Here is a 15,972-nt window from a genome sequence, read left to right on the forward strand (position 1 = left end):
AGTGTGTCGCTTGTTGCGTGCTGTTGCGTGCTTTTAGCTTTATCGCCTTTAACTTTATCGCCTTAACTTTGTGTTAACGACTGGCAACCCATCCGGATGACAGCCTGTCGGCAAAAAGAAAAAAGTTCTAGAACGGCACCAGACTGTAAATTCGATCGGTGACATCTTGATGACAATCTCGGATCTATCTCAAGCGCTGGATGCAAGTGTTCGATGGCCGCGACAACGGCGCTAGCCATGGTCAGGGCCAGATTCAGCCAGGCGCGCTGCCGGTGCGGCGGCGCAACGCTGGATGAAACAAGATCAGGTGGTGGAATACTGCGCGCCCGGGAAAGGATTCCAGGCGCTGGGATACCATCATCCGCCGGTGGCGAGATGACGGCAGGGGAAATCCTGCGTTATCTTGCCGAGGCGGAGCCAGAACGGGTCTGGCTACAACTGTCACTCGAACAAGTGCCCATTAAAGGGACTCCATAAAATTTAGACTGGTGGATAGTAGCCGCGCGGCGGATGGCGGTCAAGAAAATTGTGCAGGACAGCACAAGTTCGATTGCATCCTGTTTCAGCTATGCCCGGCCTGTTGTCAATCAATTATTCGACCTTGTCATTGAGCATGAGAAAACTATACTGAAATTACAAGTAGACAAAGGAGATGACCATGGTCAACCTGGTGATGAACAACCTGCTGTTTTTCATACCGGCAGCCATCGCCGGCGTGGTGTTGTGCGGCGAAGTGCCGGTTGCATCCAGGTTTGCCCGCGGCAGCCTGCGCGCCATCGGCGCTGTGTGCGGCGCGCTGCTGGCTTTGATTATCCTGGAAGCCATACCGGCATTGCTCTGAGGCCGCAGCCTGGCAGTACACATCGGGATCGCCGGTGGCATCCCGCAGCGGCTCCATTTTCTGATTTTTCCAACCCTTGCCGGCGCTATTCGGCTGCCGGCTGCAGTTCCTTCCTTTGCATCGTGTGAACGCGTGGGATAATCCTGCGCAAACCTTCTTTTTCACCGGTGCCGACTTGAATAAACTCCACGCGATCAGTGTCCTCCTGTTGTCTTCCTTCCTGCTGCCCGGCGTCCAGGCGCAAGAATCCGCCGCGGCGCCGCCGCCGTCGTTCGGCAAGGCTTTGCAGCTTGCCGGGATCCCGGCCCAGAATGTAGGCGTCTATGTGCAAGAGGTCGACGGCGCCGGCAAGGTGCTGGCCTCGGCCAACGCCGGCACGCCGTTCAATCCGGCCTCGACCATGAAACTGGTGACCACCGACGCCGCGCTGGAGTTGCTGGGGCCGACCTATCGCTGGAAAACCCAGGCGTATACCAACGGCAGCCAGGTTGGCAATGTGCTGCAGGGCGACCTGATCTTCAAGGGCAACGGCGATCCCAAGCTGGTGCTGGAAAATTTCTGGCTGTTCCTGCGCCAGATCCGCGCCAAGGGCATCCGCGACATCCGCGGCAATATCGTCCTGGACCGCAGCACGTTTGACGAGAATGCCTACGATCCCTCCGAATTCGACGGCGATCCGATGAAACCGTATAACGTCGGCCCGGATGCCTTGCTGCTCAATTACAAGGCGCTGACATTCCAGTTCGTGCCGAATCCGGAAACGCGCCAGGTCAATGTGCTGATCGATCCGCCGATGAGCGGCTACCCGGTCACGCCGCCGCGCCTGGGCAGCGGCAGTTGCGACGACTGGCAGGGCAAGCTGCAGGCCGCGGTGGACGCCGACGGCGCCAGTTTCAACGGCGCGCTGCCAGCGTCCTGCGGTGAAAAGACCTGGTACGTCAATCCCTACAAGATGAGCAGCACCCAGTACTTCGGGGCAGTGTTCCGGCAAATGTGGGGCGACCTCGGCGGCACGTTCAGCGGCGTCGTGAAAAACGGCCTGGCGCCGGCCGGCAGCACCCTGGTCAGCGAATGGAGTTCGGTGACGCTGCCGGAAGTGATACGCGACATCAACAAGTACAGCAACAACGTGATGGCGCGGCAAGTGCTGCTGACCATCGCCGCCGATATCCTGAAAGTGCCGGCCACGCCCGAGCGCGGCGCGCGCGCCATCCAGAGCTGGCTCGGCAACAAGGGCATCGACGCCAGCGGCCTGGTGATCGAAAACGGTTCGGGACTGTCGCGCAACGAAAGGGTCTCGGCCCGAACCATGGGCCGCATGATGGCCGCAGCCTTCCAGTCACCGGTCATGCCGGAATTCGTCTCCTCGATGCCGCTGGTAGGCTACGACGGCACCATGCGCAAACGCCTGAAAAACCAGAGCGTCGCCGGCCAGGCCCACGTCAAGACCGGCACCCTGAACGATGTCAGGGCCATCGCCGGCTACGTGCTGGCCGCCTCCGGCAAGTACTACGCGGTAGTGTGCCTGATCAACCACCCCAACGCCCCCCGCGGACAAGCCGCACAAGACGGCCTGCTGCAATGGGTCTACGAAAACGGCTAAAGCCGCAGCCCAAAACAAATCGACTCTGACCCTAAATAATCAATTAGGGTCAGAGTCGATTTAATTGGAGTAATTAGGGTCAGAGTCGAATTAATTGAAGCGGTTACAGTACCAGCGGCTTGTCCGACAGCTCGTTTTTCTTGCGGCCTTCGTCGGGGAAGTGCTGGGTCAGCAAGCCGTTCATTTGTTCCAGCGCCGCCAGCGTGCTGTCGTGGAATGCGCCGTTGGCGAATTCCTTGGTCATGGTCTTGCACACGGCTTGCCAGTCGGCAGGCTTGGTGGCGCGGCCGATGGCGCGGTCGACGATGATTTCGACCTTGTGGTCGGCCAGGTTGACGTAGAGCAGCACACCGACGTTTTCTTCCGTGTCCCAGATCCGGTAATGCGAGAACAGTTCATGGGCGCGGTTGCGTGAAGTCACGCCGTTGAGCACGGCGGGCAGGCTGAGCGATCCTTCGACAATCATTTTGACTTCGGCTCGGTGCGTGACTTCGCCGTCGGCGATTTTCTGCTGGATAGCCTTGAGCGTGTTTGCCGGAAACGCCCGTCGCGCGTTGCGCCGGGTAGTCAGCAAATGACGCCAGATGCGTTGCAGGGTATGTGCCATCACCAGTCTCCCGAGGCGCCGCCGCCGTCAAAGCCGCCACCGCCGCCGGAAAAGCCGCCGCCGCCACCGCCGCCAAATCCGCCTCCACCTCCAAAACCGCCGCCGCCACGCCCACCCTGGCTTAGGATGCTGCCGATGATGACGCCGGCGGCGTTGCCCCAGACATTGCTGTTGAGCGAACGGCCGGAACCGGCGCTGCCGCCGCGCGCGCGGGAAATGATGGTGATCAGGATGAAGAAGCCGAAGAACAGCAGCGGCGCCAGGGCGCCCAGCCAGTCGGAGGAGGGCTCTTGGGCCGGCCCGGATTTATGGCTGGGCGGCGCAAAATTTTCCTGGTCCAGCAGCGGCATGATGGCCGAGATGCCGGCGTTCAAGCCGCCGTAATAGTCGTTCTTGGAAAAATACGGGGCGATGATGTCCTGCAGCACGCGCTTGGACTGGGCATCGGTCAGCGTGCCCTGGACGCCGCGTCCGGTCAGTATCATCATGCGCCGCAAGGCTTTCGGATTGTCTTTCGCCACCAGCAGGATGACGCCGTCGTCGATCCCTTTGCGCCCCAGCTTCCAGGCATCGGCCACCCGCACGGCATAGTCCTCGATGCCTTCCGGTTCGGTTTTGCTGAGCAGCAAGATGGCGATCTGGCTGCCGGTGCGCGTTTCGTATTCGCTCAAGGTGCTGTCGAGTGCATCGCGCTGCGCCGGCTGCAGCATGCCGGCCAGGTCGGTGACATGCGCTTGCAGGGGCGGCACCGCCACCTGCGTCTGCGCCGCGGCGGGCGTTGCCGATAATCCGGCCAGCACCAGCCACAAGGCCAGCGCCGGCAGCCAGGCGCGGATTGCCGGAATTGCCTTAAGCGACATTATTTTTTGCCGCCGAAATCGACATCGGGTGAGGTCGAGATCGCTTTTTCGTTATCCACGGTGAACGATGGCTTGACCTTGTAGCTCATCGCCATCGCAGTCAGGTTGGTCGGGAAACTGCGCGCCAGCACGTTGTAGTCCTGGACGGCGACGATGTAGCGGTTGCGCGCCACCTTGATGCGGTTTTCTATGCCTTCCAGCTGCGACTGGGCGTCGCGGTACAAGCCGTCGGCTTTCAGCTGCGGATAATTCTCGGACACCGCCATCAGGCGCGACAAGGCCGAAGACAGCTGGCCCTGGACTTGCTGGAATTTCTCGAAGGCGGCAGGATCGTTCAGCACTTCCGGCGTGATCTGGAAGCTGGTCGCCGCGGAGCGGGCCTTGGTCACGGCTTCAAAGGTTGCTTCTTCATGGGTGGCGTAAGCCTTGACGATCTGGGCGATCTTCGGCACCAGGTCGGCGCGTCCCTGGTACTGGTTGACGACTTCGCCCCAGGCAGCCTTGACGGCTTCATCCTTGGTCTGGAAATCGTTGTAGCCGCAGGCGCTGAGCAGCGAGGCGAAGGTAACAATTGCCAGCCATTTGGAGAAAGTTTTCATGGATATCCCTGATAAAAGAAACAATGTCATGCACGTTAGCAAACTATCGATAGCCGCTCAAGTGTTAAATAGCGACTTCTCCGCTTATTCCCGGCTAAATTGGAATTACAATGCGGGGGTTTGCATTATTAAGGCTTCACCGTGACTTTTATTGAAAAATTATCCGCCGCCTGGAGCGCCAACAATTCCCTGCTGTGCGTCGGGCTGGATCCGGATGTTGCCAGATTCCCATCGCATCTGCAGCAGCAACCGGACGCGATCTTTGCCTTTTGCAAGGCAATCATCGACGCCACCGCCGCCACTGCCTGCGCTTTCAAACCGCAAATCGCCTATTTCTCGGCAATACGCGCGGAAGACCAGCTGGAAGCGATCTGCGAGTACCTGCGCAAGAACTACCCGCACATCCCGATCGTGATGGACGCCAAGCGCGGCGACATCGGCGCCACGGCAGAGCAATATGCGCGTGAAGCCTTCGAGCGCTACGGCGCCGACGCCGTCACCGTCAGCCCGTACATGGGCTTCGATTCAGTCGCGCCGTACCTGGAATGGAAAGACCGCGGCGCCATCGTCCTGTGCCGTACCTCCAACGCCGGCGGTTCCGACCTGCAATTCCTGAAGGTCGATGGCGTGCCGCTGTACCAGCATGTGGCGCGCCTGGTGGCCGACAAGTGGAATACCAACGGCCAGTGCGCCCTGGTAGTGGGAGCAACCTTTCCGCAGGAGCTGGCGCAAGTGCGCAGCATCATCGGCGACATGCCGCTGCTGGTGCCGGGCGTAGGCGCCCAAGGCGGCGATATCGAGGCAACCGTGAAAGCCGGCAAAACGGCAAACGGCATGGGCATGATGATCAACTCGTCGCGCGCCATCCTCTACGCCAAACCGGACCAGGCCGCCGGCGAAGACTTCGCCCAGGCCGCGCGCCGCGTGGCCGAGGAAACCCGCGACGCTATCAATCGCTTTCGTACTTGATTGTGTTTGATCGTAGTTGAGTTTATTTCAAGAAGCGCAACAAGCCTTGCAACGCATGGATCACGGTTTGTTCGCGCACCGCGCGACGGTCGCCCGCGAACACCAGGCGCTCGGTGTGGGTGCGATGGCCGACTGACCAGCCGAAGCAGACCGTGCCGACCGGCTTGCCCGGCACCGCGCCGCCCGGGCCGGCGATGCCGGTGGTGGAGACGGTGACGTCGGCATTGCTGTTGGCCAGCGCCCCTTCGGCCATGGCGGCGGCAATTTCTTCGCTCACCGTGCCATGCTGGGCAATCTCGGCTTCAGGAATATCCAGCAGTTCTGTCTTGGATGCGTTAGAGTAAGTGACGAAGCCGCAGTCGAACCATTCCGAAGAACCGGCGATTTCCGTGATCGCTTGCGATACGCCGCCGCCGGTGCAGGATTCGGCGGTCGACAGGAACCAGTTCTTGGCTTGCAGGGCGCGGCCGACTTGGGCCGCCAGGTCGACGATTTGCTCGGTGTTGTCTTCAACTACAGTGCTGGTGTTCATGTCTCAACTCCTGTTTGCTGTTCTGCCGGCTGGGTCAGTACATACTGCCACTTGTTACGGGCAGATGCAATCGATCCATCCTAGATCACCCGCCATAGAGCCAGCGCCAGCAACGTATAAAACGCCGCCACGATGTCATCCCACATGACGCCGAAGCCGCCCTTGAAATGGCGGTCGAAATAGGCAATCGGCGGCGGTTTCACCATATCGAAAAAACGGAACACGATGAAGGCGCCGAACTGCGCCGGCAGGGTGGCCGGGGTAACCAGCACCAGCACCAGCCAGAATGCGATGATTTCGTCCCACACCATGCTGCCATGGTCCGGTGCGCCCAGGTGGCGGCCGGTGCTCTGGCAGGTCCAGATGCCGACGATGAAACCGGCGGCGATGATCACCAGCCAGTTCAGCGGCGTAAAAATTTCCGGCCAGCGGGTGGTCATCACCACATACGACAGCCAGCCGAACAAGGTGCCGAACGTGCCCGGCATGATGGGCGAGAGTCCGCTGCCAAAACCCTGGGCAATGAAATGCGCCGGATGCGACAGCATGAAACGGGCGCTGGCCTTGATCGGTTGAGGCGGGGGAGTTGTTTCTGTCATGTTGAGCGAAAGTGGTCGAAGGAAGCCAGTTGCAGGTTAAGCGGGTTATTGCCGGCGTCGTGCAGGCGCAAGCCTGGCTCGGCGTCGATGCTGCCGATGCGGGTGACGGCGGTGGCGGCAGCCTGGGCCGCGGCCAGCACGGCGCCGCGCTGGCCGGCGGCGGCGGTGAAGCACAATTCGTAGTCGTCGCCGCCGGCCAGCGTGAAATGGCGGCGGATCGCCTGGTTTTGCCGGCTCAGCACCGGACCGGCCGGCAGGCTGTCGACCGCCAGCGTGGCGCCGACCGCCGAGCGCGCCAGGATATGGCCGAGATCGCCGGCCAGGCCGTCGGAAATATCGATCGCCGCATGGGCGATGCCGCGCAGGGCCTGGCCTAGCGCGACCCTTGGCGTCGGCTGGTGCATGCGCGCCGCCGCCAGTTTGAAACTGTCGCTGCCCGGAATCAGGTCAGCGCTCAGCTCGGCGCCGAGTTCCTGCCGGTAGACCGCCAGCGCCAGGCGGGCGTCGCCCAGCGTGCCGGAGACCCAGATGTCGTCGCCGGCCTGGGCGGCGTCGCGGCGCAAGGCTTGTCCGGGGACGGTTTCGCCAAATACCGTGATGCAGATATTCAAAGGGCCTTTGGTGGTGTCGCCGCCGATCAGTTCGCATTGATGCAGGTCAGCCAGCGCCAGCAGCCCGCCTGAAAACGCCGCCAGCCATTCCTCATGCACCGCGGGCAGCGCCAGCGCCAACGTAAACGCCAGCGGCCGCGCGCCCATCGCTGCCAGGTCGGACAGGTTGACTGCCAGGCATTTGTGGCCGAGCGTGAACGGATCGGCATCGGGGAAAAAGTGGCGTCCTTCCACCAGCATGTCGGTAGAGATGGCCAGCTGCTTGCCGGCGCCGGGCGCCAGCAGCGCGCAATCGTCGCCGACGCCGAGCGCAATCTGGTCAAGATGGCTGCGCGGCGCGCGAGTGAAGTAGCGGGAGATCAGGTCGAATTCGGACAACATAGGCAGATTGTACCGAATGGCAGGCCGCTAGTGGACTGTAACAGTCAAATCAAGAGCGCTTGTCACGTATCCGACGCGCATGGCGGCGTTGCACATGCTCGCAATAGTCTCGCTATTGCTCCGCTGTGCACCTTGCCCTGCACGTCGGATACGCGCCCTTCACTCTCGATTTGACTGTTACAGCCCACTAGACGGGCATTTCGGTCATTTTGCTGAAATTGCTTACCGGCCCTGGCCGGGCTTGCTTCAAAACCCCGCGCCGCAGGAAGTGGTGCGCGAAATCGCGCCTTTCTGCATGATGTCTTCACCCTTGGTATTGCCGACCGAGATCTGGGTGACGCAATAGGTGCCGTTCGGTCCGGTCACCTTGGTGACGCGCTGGCCGTTCGGCAGCGTGATGTCTTCCATGGTGGTGTCCTTCGGCGAGCTTGGCGGCGGCGGGGCCGGAGGGGCAAGGCCCATTTCCAGTTTCTGCTGCATGGTCGGCTCGGCCGCCTTGGCGTCCTTGGGTGGCGCATCCTTGCGCAGTTCGCGGTCTATCTTGCCGATATCGCGTTTTGCGGCATCGACCATGCCCTCGGCCGACGGCCGGCTGGACGTAGCCGGCACCTGCGGCGCCGTCACGCCGGGAGCGACTGGCTTGTAATGGGTTTCCTCAACCGTTATCGTCCCGGGCGGCAGCGGCGGCGTTTGTTCTCCCGCCTGCGCCAAGGATAGATGGGCCAGGGCCAGCAGCGCCGCCGAGGCGGCAAAGCTGGCAAACCGGTTGTCGATGCGGGAAAAAAATCGGGTTATCAACATGTTGCAGGCTTCCTATGGCAATGCAGGTCAAACGCGCGTGAACACCAGGTCCCAGACGCCATGTCCAAGACGCAAGCCGCGGTTCTCGAACTTGGTCACCGGCCGGTACTCCGGCCGTTCCGCGTAAGTCTCGGCGGTATTCTTCAGCAGCGGCTCGGCGCTCAATACTTCCAGCATCTGTTCAGCATACTCCTGCCAGTCGGTCGCGCAATGCAGGTAGCCGCCCGGCGCGATGCGCGAGGCCAGCAGGCTGACCAGCGGCCCCTGGATCAGGCGGCGCTTGTTGTGCCGCGCCTTGTGCCAGGGATCGGGAAAAAACACATGCGCCCCGGCCAGCGAGCCGGGAGCGATCATGTTGGTCAGCACTTCCACCGCATCATGCTGGACCAGGAGCAAATTGCCCAGCTGCTGCTCGCCGATCAGCTTCAGCAGGCTGCCGACGCCGGGCGTATGGACTTCGACCCCAAGGAAATTCTTTTCCGGCATGCCGGCGGCAATCTTGGCCGAGGTTTCACCCATGCCGAAGCCGATTTCCAGGATGGTCGGCGCATTGCGCCCGAAAACCTGGCCGAGGTCGACCACGGCCTTGTCGTAAGGCACGCAAAAACGCGGCCCCAATTCTTCGATGGCCCGCGCCTGCGCCGTCGACAAGCGCCCGGCGCGCGTGACAAAACTGCGGATCCGGTGTTCGGTCGGATCGTAAAAAAGGGGTTTGCCGGATTTGTTTTCTGACATGCTTGATAGACGGTTAGGGTGAGGCGGGCGCTCAATTGCCATGCAACTGCCATGGACCATGGCGTCATTGTAACGCCAGGCAATCGATCGCCTCAAAAATACAAATGGCGCCCGGAGATGCTGGCGCCAACGCTGGTCTGGAGCGGGTAGAGGGGATCGAACCCTCGTCTAAAGCTTGGGAAGCTTTCGTTCTACCATTGAACTACACCCGCGAAGCCCATATTCTAAGCCATTTCTTCTTTGAATTTCTGACAATTTCGCTCCGCAAAATTGCGGATTGCTCTGTAAATCGACTCTATAGGTCTCACAACATTGTCTTTGTTAAGAAGACTTCGATTTCTATCATTGAAAGCTATCCCGCGAAATCGTCTTTCACACCAATCATGTTTTCATTAGCATTAATAGTAGTTAGCTCTACGCGCTTTGCATCAAGCGCATTACCAAATCTCAATTGTTTGCTCAAAAACATTCCCGTTTTCTGAGTGACTAGCCTTCACATGAATTCGCGATGGGACAAAGCTTGTACCTTTGTATTCTGGTTGCACATTCAAATTATTAATGAGCCCATCTTTTAATGATTTGGCTAAGGAGCTCGTGACTTGATGCTTGATTTCAACCGCGCCGGCTGGGACATACACGGTGTTTGGGAGAACATCTTGACCTCCAAACTCAGCCGGGAAAAGTAAGATTTTGACTAGTTTCCCCTCTGCTGCCAAATTCATCATCGCGTCACGCGAGTTGATATCAGAAAAGTCCAAAGCTGGATCAATCGCCGAGGTTTGTTTAGCATTGGGAGAGGTGATCTCAGTGGAGGTAACGACCGAATTTCGATTCAGAATACTGAACTGCCCGATTTCGGCAGCACTAAGAGCATTCAGTAATGCATCACGGCCGTTTTGCATTGACCATTGCATTTCATCGTCGGTTATCACCGTGGCAACGAGAAGTTCCAGCGCGCCATTGGGAAGGTCCGCAGTGGCGGCTAGGGGAGCTTTGGCCTTTGAGATTAATATATTGACTGAAGATCGATCTCCAACTTGAATTTTTTCAATCGTAAGCCCTTGATATTTTTCTACCCTACCAAGAAGATCTGCATCGCGCAGTAGCTCGGCCTTTACAGCCCACTGGAGTAACCAAAGAGGCCATTCGGCTTTCTCCTTCGTCACTACCATGATTTCGTATCCGTAACCTGGTCTATCAGAAGCTGGCCGAATATTATCTTTTTTGTTGAGTGTGCTTTGTGTTCGCACGATGCGTTTACCGTCGCTTTCCGTTTTCAGGTCGGTAACGGTAATGTCTGTTGGCATGTCAGGATTGGATAGGCCAAATGTCGTATAAACCATAGCGCCATCTCCAAACTTATTTGCGGGAATCGCAAATAGGCCACCACCTGGCCAAACGCCAAATAGATCTCCGAGTTTTAGAATGTCTTGCGGTAATTCACCAAAATTTTCTTCAAAAATTTTTACTCTAGCGTCGTATACTTGCTGCCATAAAATACTGGCAGATTCGTCGACAGATTTGACATCCGCCGATATTTTTTCTTCCGCTGTCGTGCGCTCAGACAAATCTGCTTGTTTACCAAACAAGCGACTAAAGATGCCCATCCGATTTTCCTTGGGTTAGAGCTTCAAAAAAATTATTGAAAAACTTAGATTCAAGTTCTGAGGGACGGAATATAAGTCACTCGGGACTCTTGTGAACGACGCTTTCCGTTTGTTGCCATGCAGCTATTATAAAGGCGATGCCAAAGCTGCTCCGCAAAAATATTTGGATAGACGCAATTATGGGGATGCACGGGGATAGAATTTTGTCTTTTTGCGGAGCGGAAATCGGCTGTAAAGCCGCACCACACATGGAAAACTAGATGAGCTTGGGAAGCTTTCGTTCTACCATTGAACTACACCCGCGATACCCGCATTTTACGCGGGATTTGACGGGGTTTGCAAACTTGAAAGATGTTTGATGGGATGGGGAATGTGATGGCCGACCATCCCTTCGCATAAACGGAGATCGGCATGGGCTATTTGCGTCATGGTACTCAAACACGCTGAGAGAGCGTCGTCACGAAGAAATCAGTTACCAGCCGCACACGGGCAGGTACAAACCTACGCTTTGGCCAGACGAGGCTGACGTCTCTGGCTTCATTCAGAAACCGGTCGAGTACAGTAATGATGTCTGGATGCTGGAGTTCGTCGACCAACGACGCCCGGGAAAACATGCCAATGCCCACACCGGCAAGCACCCCGGAAAGAATCGTTTCCATACTATTGGATGAAAGATTGCCGCTCACTGGCACGGTGAATTCTCCTTTTGGGCCGACAAAAGCCCAATTCGTCATCTCGTTGTAGACAAGACAATTGTGATTGACAAGATCGTCCGGGACAGTGGGCGCCCCGTGCCGATCAAAATAACGGCGAGACCCGACACATGCCAATGAAGTGCCCGTCACTCGTTTGACCACAGCATCCGGATCGTGCACCGGACCGACTCTAACCGCCAAATCAATCCCGTCCGCAAGCAAATCCCGGACGCTGTCCGAAAGACCAAGGTCCAACTTGATCTTCGGATGAAGTGACAACAATTGTGGGATGAGCGGAAGGACATGAAGCCGGCCGAATGTGGAGGGTGCCGCGATCCTGACGAGACCGGAGACCTCCAGGGTGCTGCTGGTTAGCTCTCCGTCGGCTTCGTTCACCTCCTCAAGAAGCGGCTTGATACGGTCATAGTATTTCCGCCCTTGCTCGGTCAGCGTCACGCTGCGCGTGCTCCTATTGAATAGCAGCACACCGAGCCGCTTTTCCAATGCACTGATGGATTTGCTCATTCCAGATTGTGAATCGTGAAGCCGGCGCGCGGCAGCGGAAAAACCACCCGCTTCTACGACCGTGATAAAAGCGGTCAACTCATGAAATCGATCCATTGCGTTTCCTCGGCGAGCTCAGTGCGGCTCGCATGAACCCTGTCAGAAATCAGCTGCGCAACCTCCGCAACAGGCACATCGACCTATTCTTTTTAAGAATAGTACTATGAAATATTTGCTCATTATCAATCTTGATCAATCAAATTAGTATGGATGCGTTCCTGATCGACCGGCCGGATAGTGGCAATAGCGAACATGGCGACACGTTTGAACGAAACAGGGCGTCACAGCGGCCCAGAGCCATTTCGCAACTTGAAACCTTGGTGGACGGAACGACGCTGATCGAGTTTTGGCCGCTATGTAACGGCGATTCTTCGGTCTATAACGAAACTACTGACCAATAGGACTAGAGCTATGAGCACAGCAACGAATGTTCGAGAACAACCGTCACCGCCCTTACTGAGCCTTTCAGGAAAAAAGGTGGTGGTGGTCGGCGGAAAAACGGGAATCGGCCTTGGAATTGCGCGCGCGGCGTATGCAGCGGGTGCGTCCGTGACGGTCGCTAGTCGGCGTATCACCTCGGTGGAGGAACGCCCAGATCTGGCTAATTTCGAACAAGTGACCTTGGATATTTGCGATGAGGCAGCAGTGAGAGAGGCCTTTGACGGCATAGGACCATTCGACCATCTCGCCGTCACGGCAGGGCCCGACCTGGGGACCTGGGGGACTTTCATGGACGACGATATGCGCGGCGTTCGAAGCTATATCGAAAATAAGTTCTTGGGCAGTTGGGCCTGTGCGCGTTATGCAGCGCCCCACCTGAGAGCCGGCGGCTCGATTACCTTCCTTACAGGTGGCACGGGAGCGCGACCAAAAGTCGGCTTCAGCGCTGTCACTTCGGCGTTTGTCGCAGTGGAGTCCTTATCGGGCTCACTCGCACTCGAACTGGCGCCTACCCGTGTAAACACGATACGTCCAGGCTATGTCGACACAGACTTGTGGCGCGTTATGTCCGATAACGAGCGCGAGGCCTTGAGAGCAAAAGTACGTGAGACCTTTCCGGCGCGACACGCGGGCACGGCGGATGATATTGGACACGCCGCGCTGTTCCTGATGACCAACCCCTATGTAACCGGCACCGTCATCGAGGTATCCGGTGGTGAGAACCTGGTTCCGAGCGTTTTCTAACGAGCGCCACGGCTTCTTTAGCTCCGGTAAACGAAGATCTGCGGCCCTATCGATAGCGGACAGGGCCGCTTTGCGGATAACAGTAGACGTTCGCTCGGACAATTCGACGGACCGCTTTGGTCGAAGAGACGACATCTGCGTTAGCACTCGAACGACCGCATTTGTGAGCGGAGCGATCGCTGGAATGTCTGCTGCCCGTAGCTGTTTAGTTTAGGGTTTGTGAATGCCAATAATCTTACAATCGATACCATTACAATGACTGATGCTGGCTTCATTCTTGCATCTATCCAATTTCCTGCTGCAACTGTTCCACCAGCTCTTCAACCAAATATCTACGGTGTGGCGGCAACTCCTGAATCTTTGCCGCGAGATTGATCAGTTCTGAGGGCGGCTTTTTCACATTTTTCGCGGCCACATCTTTTGCCGCAGATGCTGGTTTCAATGGCGCAGGTCCATAGTGCAGCCAATGCTGATCCACATTCAGCCATTTCGCTATTGTCGCCAGCTTGTCGTTGGTTGGGATTGCCCGTCCTGTCAGCCACTTGTGCGCTGTCTGCGGCGAGATCGCATTGCCTTGGTGCCGAAGATTGAATCGGAGCGCGAGTTCAGTCGCACCCTGGACCGATTCGGGGCTACGTCGTAATGCAAATTCAAGACGTTTCGTGAACGCCGCTTTCTCTGTGGTGGTAGGCATGATCGCATTCTGCGATATCTCTTATAGCACGGCGTCAACCATTTAAGATAATATTATCTTAAATGGTTTAATAATATCTTGAGTTGAGCGGCAGTGTCCTCGGGGAATGGCTCTTCATGAATGTGACCAAAGGGTGGGAAAGAGCCACGTAGTTTTAGACAAAACTTAGCGCATTATCAAGGAGCATCCTATGACCAGTATAAGCAGCCCATCCATTCAACATCCCTCGAAAGCCAAACATCAACCATTTTCGTGGCTAGTCGAAGATTTACACATGAACACACCGGCTCAATTCATGGCAATCACGTTGGATATCAGTCGAGGCATTCAAACCTGCCTATCACTGATTTACGCCAGTGATCTCGCGCGTGAGCAGCGCGACGATGCATCTCCACCGCCGCTGAACGTAGCCGACACCGAAAGCCTGACGCGCATGGCGATGGCCGCCGCACGTATGCTGTCGGAGCGCGCGCAGGGCCATATCGATGTGCTTAACGACATGCATGCGAGCAAAGGGGATTGCGAGCTCAGTGGGTGATGCAGTACAAATTCATCTTGTTTTTCTTGTGGCGCAATAGGTGGGGCAGTGCATGACCCCAGCCATCGAAAGTCTAGGTTGAAATAGCGTCTGCTTCATCGCCATGGCTTATTTCACTGTCCATCCACGTGGTGGCAGGTGAAAAATCTACACCATTACGGAGTGGGACCGAAGTGATGCGATCAGACATGAGCTTCATGCTGATGCGCATCAATTTCATATGAGGATTTCTCGTAGCGACAATCAGCGATTTGTTGAAGATGTCTGAAAGAAATTGCCAAGGATGCCTACAAATTTCACATGCCGAGTCCCCAGGTTCGAATCGTAAGTGCTAAACAGAACATAGTTATTCCTCACCGTGCTGCTGGCTATGAAGCTGCTAGCCACCCCGCCAAATAGCGTTCCCAGTGTCCGCGTCACGTCATCCCGTTTGTCGGCTTCCTGGGTGATTATTTGATGAATGTGTTGTTCATAGCTGTCCAGCTTGGGGTTTGTGAACGCCAGCAGCCCTACAATCGATAGCACTATGATGGTTGGGGATAGTTTCATTCTTCTCGGTCAAAAAATATAAATTCAATGTGGCTTCTAGAGGGACATCTGTTTTTCTTCAAGCACGGCCTTGATATTTCGAAGTGCCTGGGCTGACTGGCGGACCAGTATCCAGCGCGTGAAGGTCGAGTCCAGCAATCGCCACGGCCAGCGCTTTGAGCGGAATTCCAGGGTGCGATGGAAGCGGCAGCCGCTGTTTGTGGGCATGATCGTGTAGGTGATGTGCGCTGCGCCATTCTTGGTGTCGGTGGCAATTTCCCAGGACCGGGGCGGCGAGCAGGCAGTTACCGTCCACAGCGCCTGGTCGCGGCGGCCTGCAACCGCGATCAGTTCCAGCATGGTCTCGCCGGTAACTAATGGACGATTCGGGACATCGCGCACTTCCACCGTGGCCGGATGCCAGGTGCGCCAGAGCGCCGGCGTGGTCACGTAATCGAAGACTTCCTGGTGCGGCCGGTTGATGTCGATCTCTGTGTCAATTCTGATGCAATGCAGAGAGAAGGTTTGCCATTCGTTTTCGGCGTTATGCGCGTACATCGCTGATACCTCCGGTATTGTATTTTCTCAGGCGAGTTGCGTGTAGCGATGGATGACGGGCGGCTGCGCCAGCAACGGAGTCGCTTTGGCGATTGCCGCGGCAACATGGGGTGTAGCCATATGCGCGTCGGCCGCTGCCTGCTCTGCCCAGTGCTCGATGGTCACAAATTCGAGCGGATTTTCTTCATCCTGAAACAGCTCGTAACTCTGGCATCCCGCCTCGTTGCGGCTGGGGCCAACCAGATCCTGCAATATGTTTTTCATTGACGATTCCGCGCCTGATTGCGATGAAATCCGGGCCATGATCTTGATCATTTTATTTTCCTCCCGTTGCGGCAGATGAGAGTGGGGCTGGCAACGCCTGAAATCCGAGGACAATTGCTCGTGTCTGCCGCCAGCTCCTGTGAAGATAATGATACGCCCGTTAATACTAAAGAACTGAGGAATCGTCAAAAGCCAGCTCAG

General features: G+C 57.1%; 19 protein-coding genes and 1 tRNA gene. 5 read left to right on the forward strand and 15 right to left on the reverse strand.

Annotated features, from left to right (window positions below):
• The first annotated feature begins 658 nt into the window (after positions 1-658).
• Both BM062_RS21800 and dacB read left to right on the forward strand, forming a co-directional pair.
• Complete coding sequence (locus BM062_RS21800; protein WP_092400927.1) at positions 659-841, forward strand: hypothetical protein; 183 nt, start codon at positions 659-661, stop codon at positions 839-841.
• 175 nt (positions 842-1,016) lie between these two features.
• Positions 1,017-2,444, forward strand: a complete 1,428-nt coding sequence (gene dacB / locus BM062_RS21805) for a D-alanyl-D-alanine carboxypeptidase/D-alanyl-D-alanine endopeptidase (RefSeq protein ID WP_371326621.1) — start codon at positions 1,017-1,019, stop codon at positions 2,442-2,444.
• Between the two features lie 103 nt (positions 2,445-2,547).
• Here the strand turns inward: dacB and BM062_RS21810 are convergent, their stop codons facing one another.
• The 3 genes from BM062_RS21810 to BM062_RS21820 are packed head-to-tail and all read right to left on the reverse strand — an operon-like array spanning position 2,548 to position 4,510.
• Complete coding sequence (locus BM062_RS21810) at positions 2,548-3,051, reverse strand: TPM domain-containing protein (protein ID WP_175501124.1); 504 nt, start codon at positions 3,049-3,051, stop codon at positions 2,548-2,550.
• Positions 3,051-3,911: a TPM domain-containing protein gene (locus BM062_RS21815; RefSeq protein WP_092400833.1), complete on the reverse strand. Its 861-nt coding sequence runs from the start codon at positions 3,909-3,911 to the stop codon at positions 3,051-3,053. The genes BM062_RS21810 and BM062_RS21815 overlap by 1 nt, the downstream gene beginning before the upstream one ends.
• Entirely contained in the window at positions 3,911-4,510 is a 600-nt protein-coding gene (locus BM062_RS21820; RefSeq protein ID WP_061541520.1) for a LemA family protein, read from the reverse strand. The genes BM062_RS21815 and BM062_RS21820 overlap by 1 nt, the downstream gene beginning before the upstream one ends.
• A gap of 141 nt (positions 4,511-4,651) precedes the next feature.
• On the opposite strand from BM062_RS21820, the gene pyrF reads away from it, so the two are divergent.
• The gene (gene pyrF, locus BM062_RS21825) at positions 4,652-5,479 is read left to right on the forward strand and encodes an orotidine-5'-phosphate decarboxylase (RefSeq protein ID WP_092400836.1); all 828 of its coding nucleotides are present in this window, start codon (positions 4,652-4,654) and stop codon (positions 5,477-5,479) included.
• Positions 5,480-5,501: 22 nt separating this feature from the next.
• Here pyrF and BM062_RS21830 read toward each other — a convergent pair whose 3' ends face one another.
• From BM062_RS21830 to BM062_RS21865, 8 genes are all read right to left on the reverse strand, one after another.
• On the reverse strand, positions 5,502-6,011 hold the full coding sequence (locus BM062_RS21830) for a CinA family protein (RefSeq protein WP_092400838.1): 510 nt from the start codon (positions 6,009-6,011) through the stop codon (positions 5,502-5,504).
• Positions 6,012-6,091: 80 nt separating this feature from the next.
• On the reverse strand, positions 6,092-6,610 hold the full coding sequence (locus BM062_RS21835; protein ID WP_092400841.1) for a phosphatidylglycerophosphatase A family protein: 519 nt from the start codon (positions 6,608-6,610) through the stop codon (positions 6,092-6,094).
• Positions 6,607-7,602, reverse strand: a complete 996-nt coding sequence (gene thiL, locus BM062_RS21840) for a thiamine-phosphate kinase (protein WP_092400844.1) — start codon at positions 7,600-7,602, stop codon at positions 6,607-6,609. The genes BM062_RS21835 and thiL overlap by 4 nt, the downstream gene beginning before the upstream one ends.
• A 246-nt stretch (positions 7,603-7,848) precedes the next feature.
• Positions 7,849-8,403: a hypothetical protein gene (locus BM062_RS21845; protein WP_092400847.1), complete on the reverse strand. Its 555-nt coding sequence runs from the start codon at positions 8,401-8,403 to the stop codon at positions 7,849-7,851.
• 27 nt (positions 8,404-8,430) lie between these two features.
• Positions 8,431-9,138, reverse strand: a complete 708-nt coding sequence (gene trmB, locus BM062_RS21850) for a tRNA (guanosine(46)-N7)-methyltransferase TrmB (RefSeq protein WP_092400850.1) — start codon at positions 9,136-9,138, stop codon at positions 8,431-8,433.
• A gap of 138 nt (positions 9,139-9,276) precedes the next feature.
• Positions 9,277-9,350, reverse strand: a tRNA-Gly gene (locus tag BM062_RS21855).
• Between the two features lie 225 nt (positions 9,351-9,575).
• Complete coding sequence (locus tag BM062_RS21860; RefSeq protein ID WP_092400854.1) at positions 9,576-10,745, reverse strand: suppressor of fused domain protein; 1,170 nt, start codon at positions 10,743-10,745, stop codon at positions 9,576-9,578.
• Between the two features lie 434 nt (positions 10,746-11,179).
• Positions 11,180-12,061: a LysR family transcriptional regulator gene (locus BM062_RS21865; RefSeq protein ID WP_092400857.1), complete on the reverse strand. Its 882-nt coding sequence runs from the start codon at positions 12,059-12,061 to the stop codon at positions 11,180-11,182.
• Between the two features lie 354 nt (positions 12,062-12,415).
• On the opposite strand from BM062_RS21865, the gene BM062_RS21875 reads away from it, so the two are divergent.
• Positions 12,416-13,189 (forward strand): SDR family oxidoreductase, encoded by a 774-nt coding sequence (locus tag BM062_RS21875; protein ID WP_092400863.1) that lies wholly within the window; start codon positions 12,416-12,418, stop codon positions 13,187-13,189.
• A 283-nt stretch (positions 13,190-13,472) separates the two neighbouring features.
• On the opposite strand, the gene BM062_RS21880 is transcribed toward BM062_RS21875, so the two are convergent.
• Positions 13,473-13,883: a transcriptional regulator gene (locus BM062_RS21880; protein ID WP_092400866.1), complete on the reverse strand. Its 411-nt coding sequence runs from the start codon at positions 13,881-13,883 to the stop codon at positions 13,473-13,475.
• Between the two features lie 190 nt (positions 13,884-14,073).
• Here BM062_RS21880 and BM062_RS21885 point away from each other — a divergent pair, with 190 nt between their 5' ends.
• Positions 14,074-14,421: a hypothetical protein gene (locus tag BM062_RS21885; RefSeq protein WP_139220158.1), complete on the forward strand. Its 348-nt coding sequence runs from the start codon at positions 14,074-14,076 to the stop codon at positions 14,419-14,421.
• Positions 14,422-14,664: 243 nt separating this feature from the next.
• On the opposite strand, the gene BM062_RS21890 is transcribed toward BM062_RS21885, so the two are convergent.
• The 3 genes from BM062_RS21890 to BM062_RS21900 are packed head-to-tail and all read right to left on the reverse strand — an operon-like array spanning position 14,665 to position 15,822.
• Positions 14,665-14,970 (reverse strand): DUF4359 domain-containing protein, encoded by a 306-nt coding sequence (locus BM062_RS21890; protein WP_092400871.1) that lies wholly within the window; start codon positions 14,968-14,970, stop codon positions 14,665-14,667.
• Between the two features lie 36 nt (positions 14,971-15,006).
• On the reverse strand, positions 15,007-15,507 hold the full coding sequence (locus BM062_RS21895) for an SRPBCC family protein (protein ID WP_092400874.1): 501 nt from the start codon (positions 15,505-15,507) through the stop codon (positions 15,007-15,009).
• Between the two features lie 27 nt (positions 15,508-15,534).
• Positions 15,535-15,822: a putative quinol monooxygenase gene (locus tag BM062_RS21900; protein ID WP_092400877.1), complete on the reverse strand. Its 288-nt coding sequence runs from the start codon at positions 15,820-15,822 to the stop codon at positions 15,535-15,537.
• Between the last annotated feature and the right edge of the window lie 150 nt (positions 15,823-15,972).

The organism is Collimonas sp. OK412 (genome assembly GCF_900112135.1).
Taxonomy (GTDB): domain Bacteria; phylum Pseudomonadota; class Gammaproteobacteria; order Burkholderiales; family Burkholderiaceae_D; genus Collimonas; species Collimonas rhizosphaerae.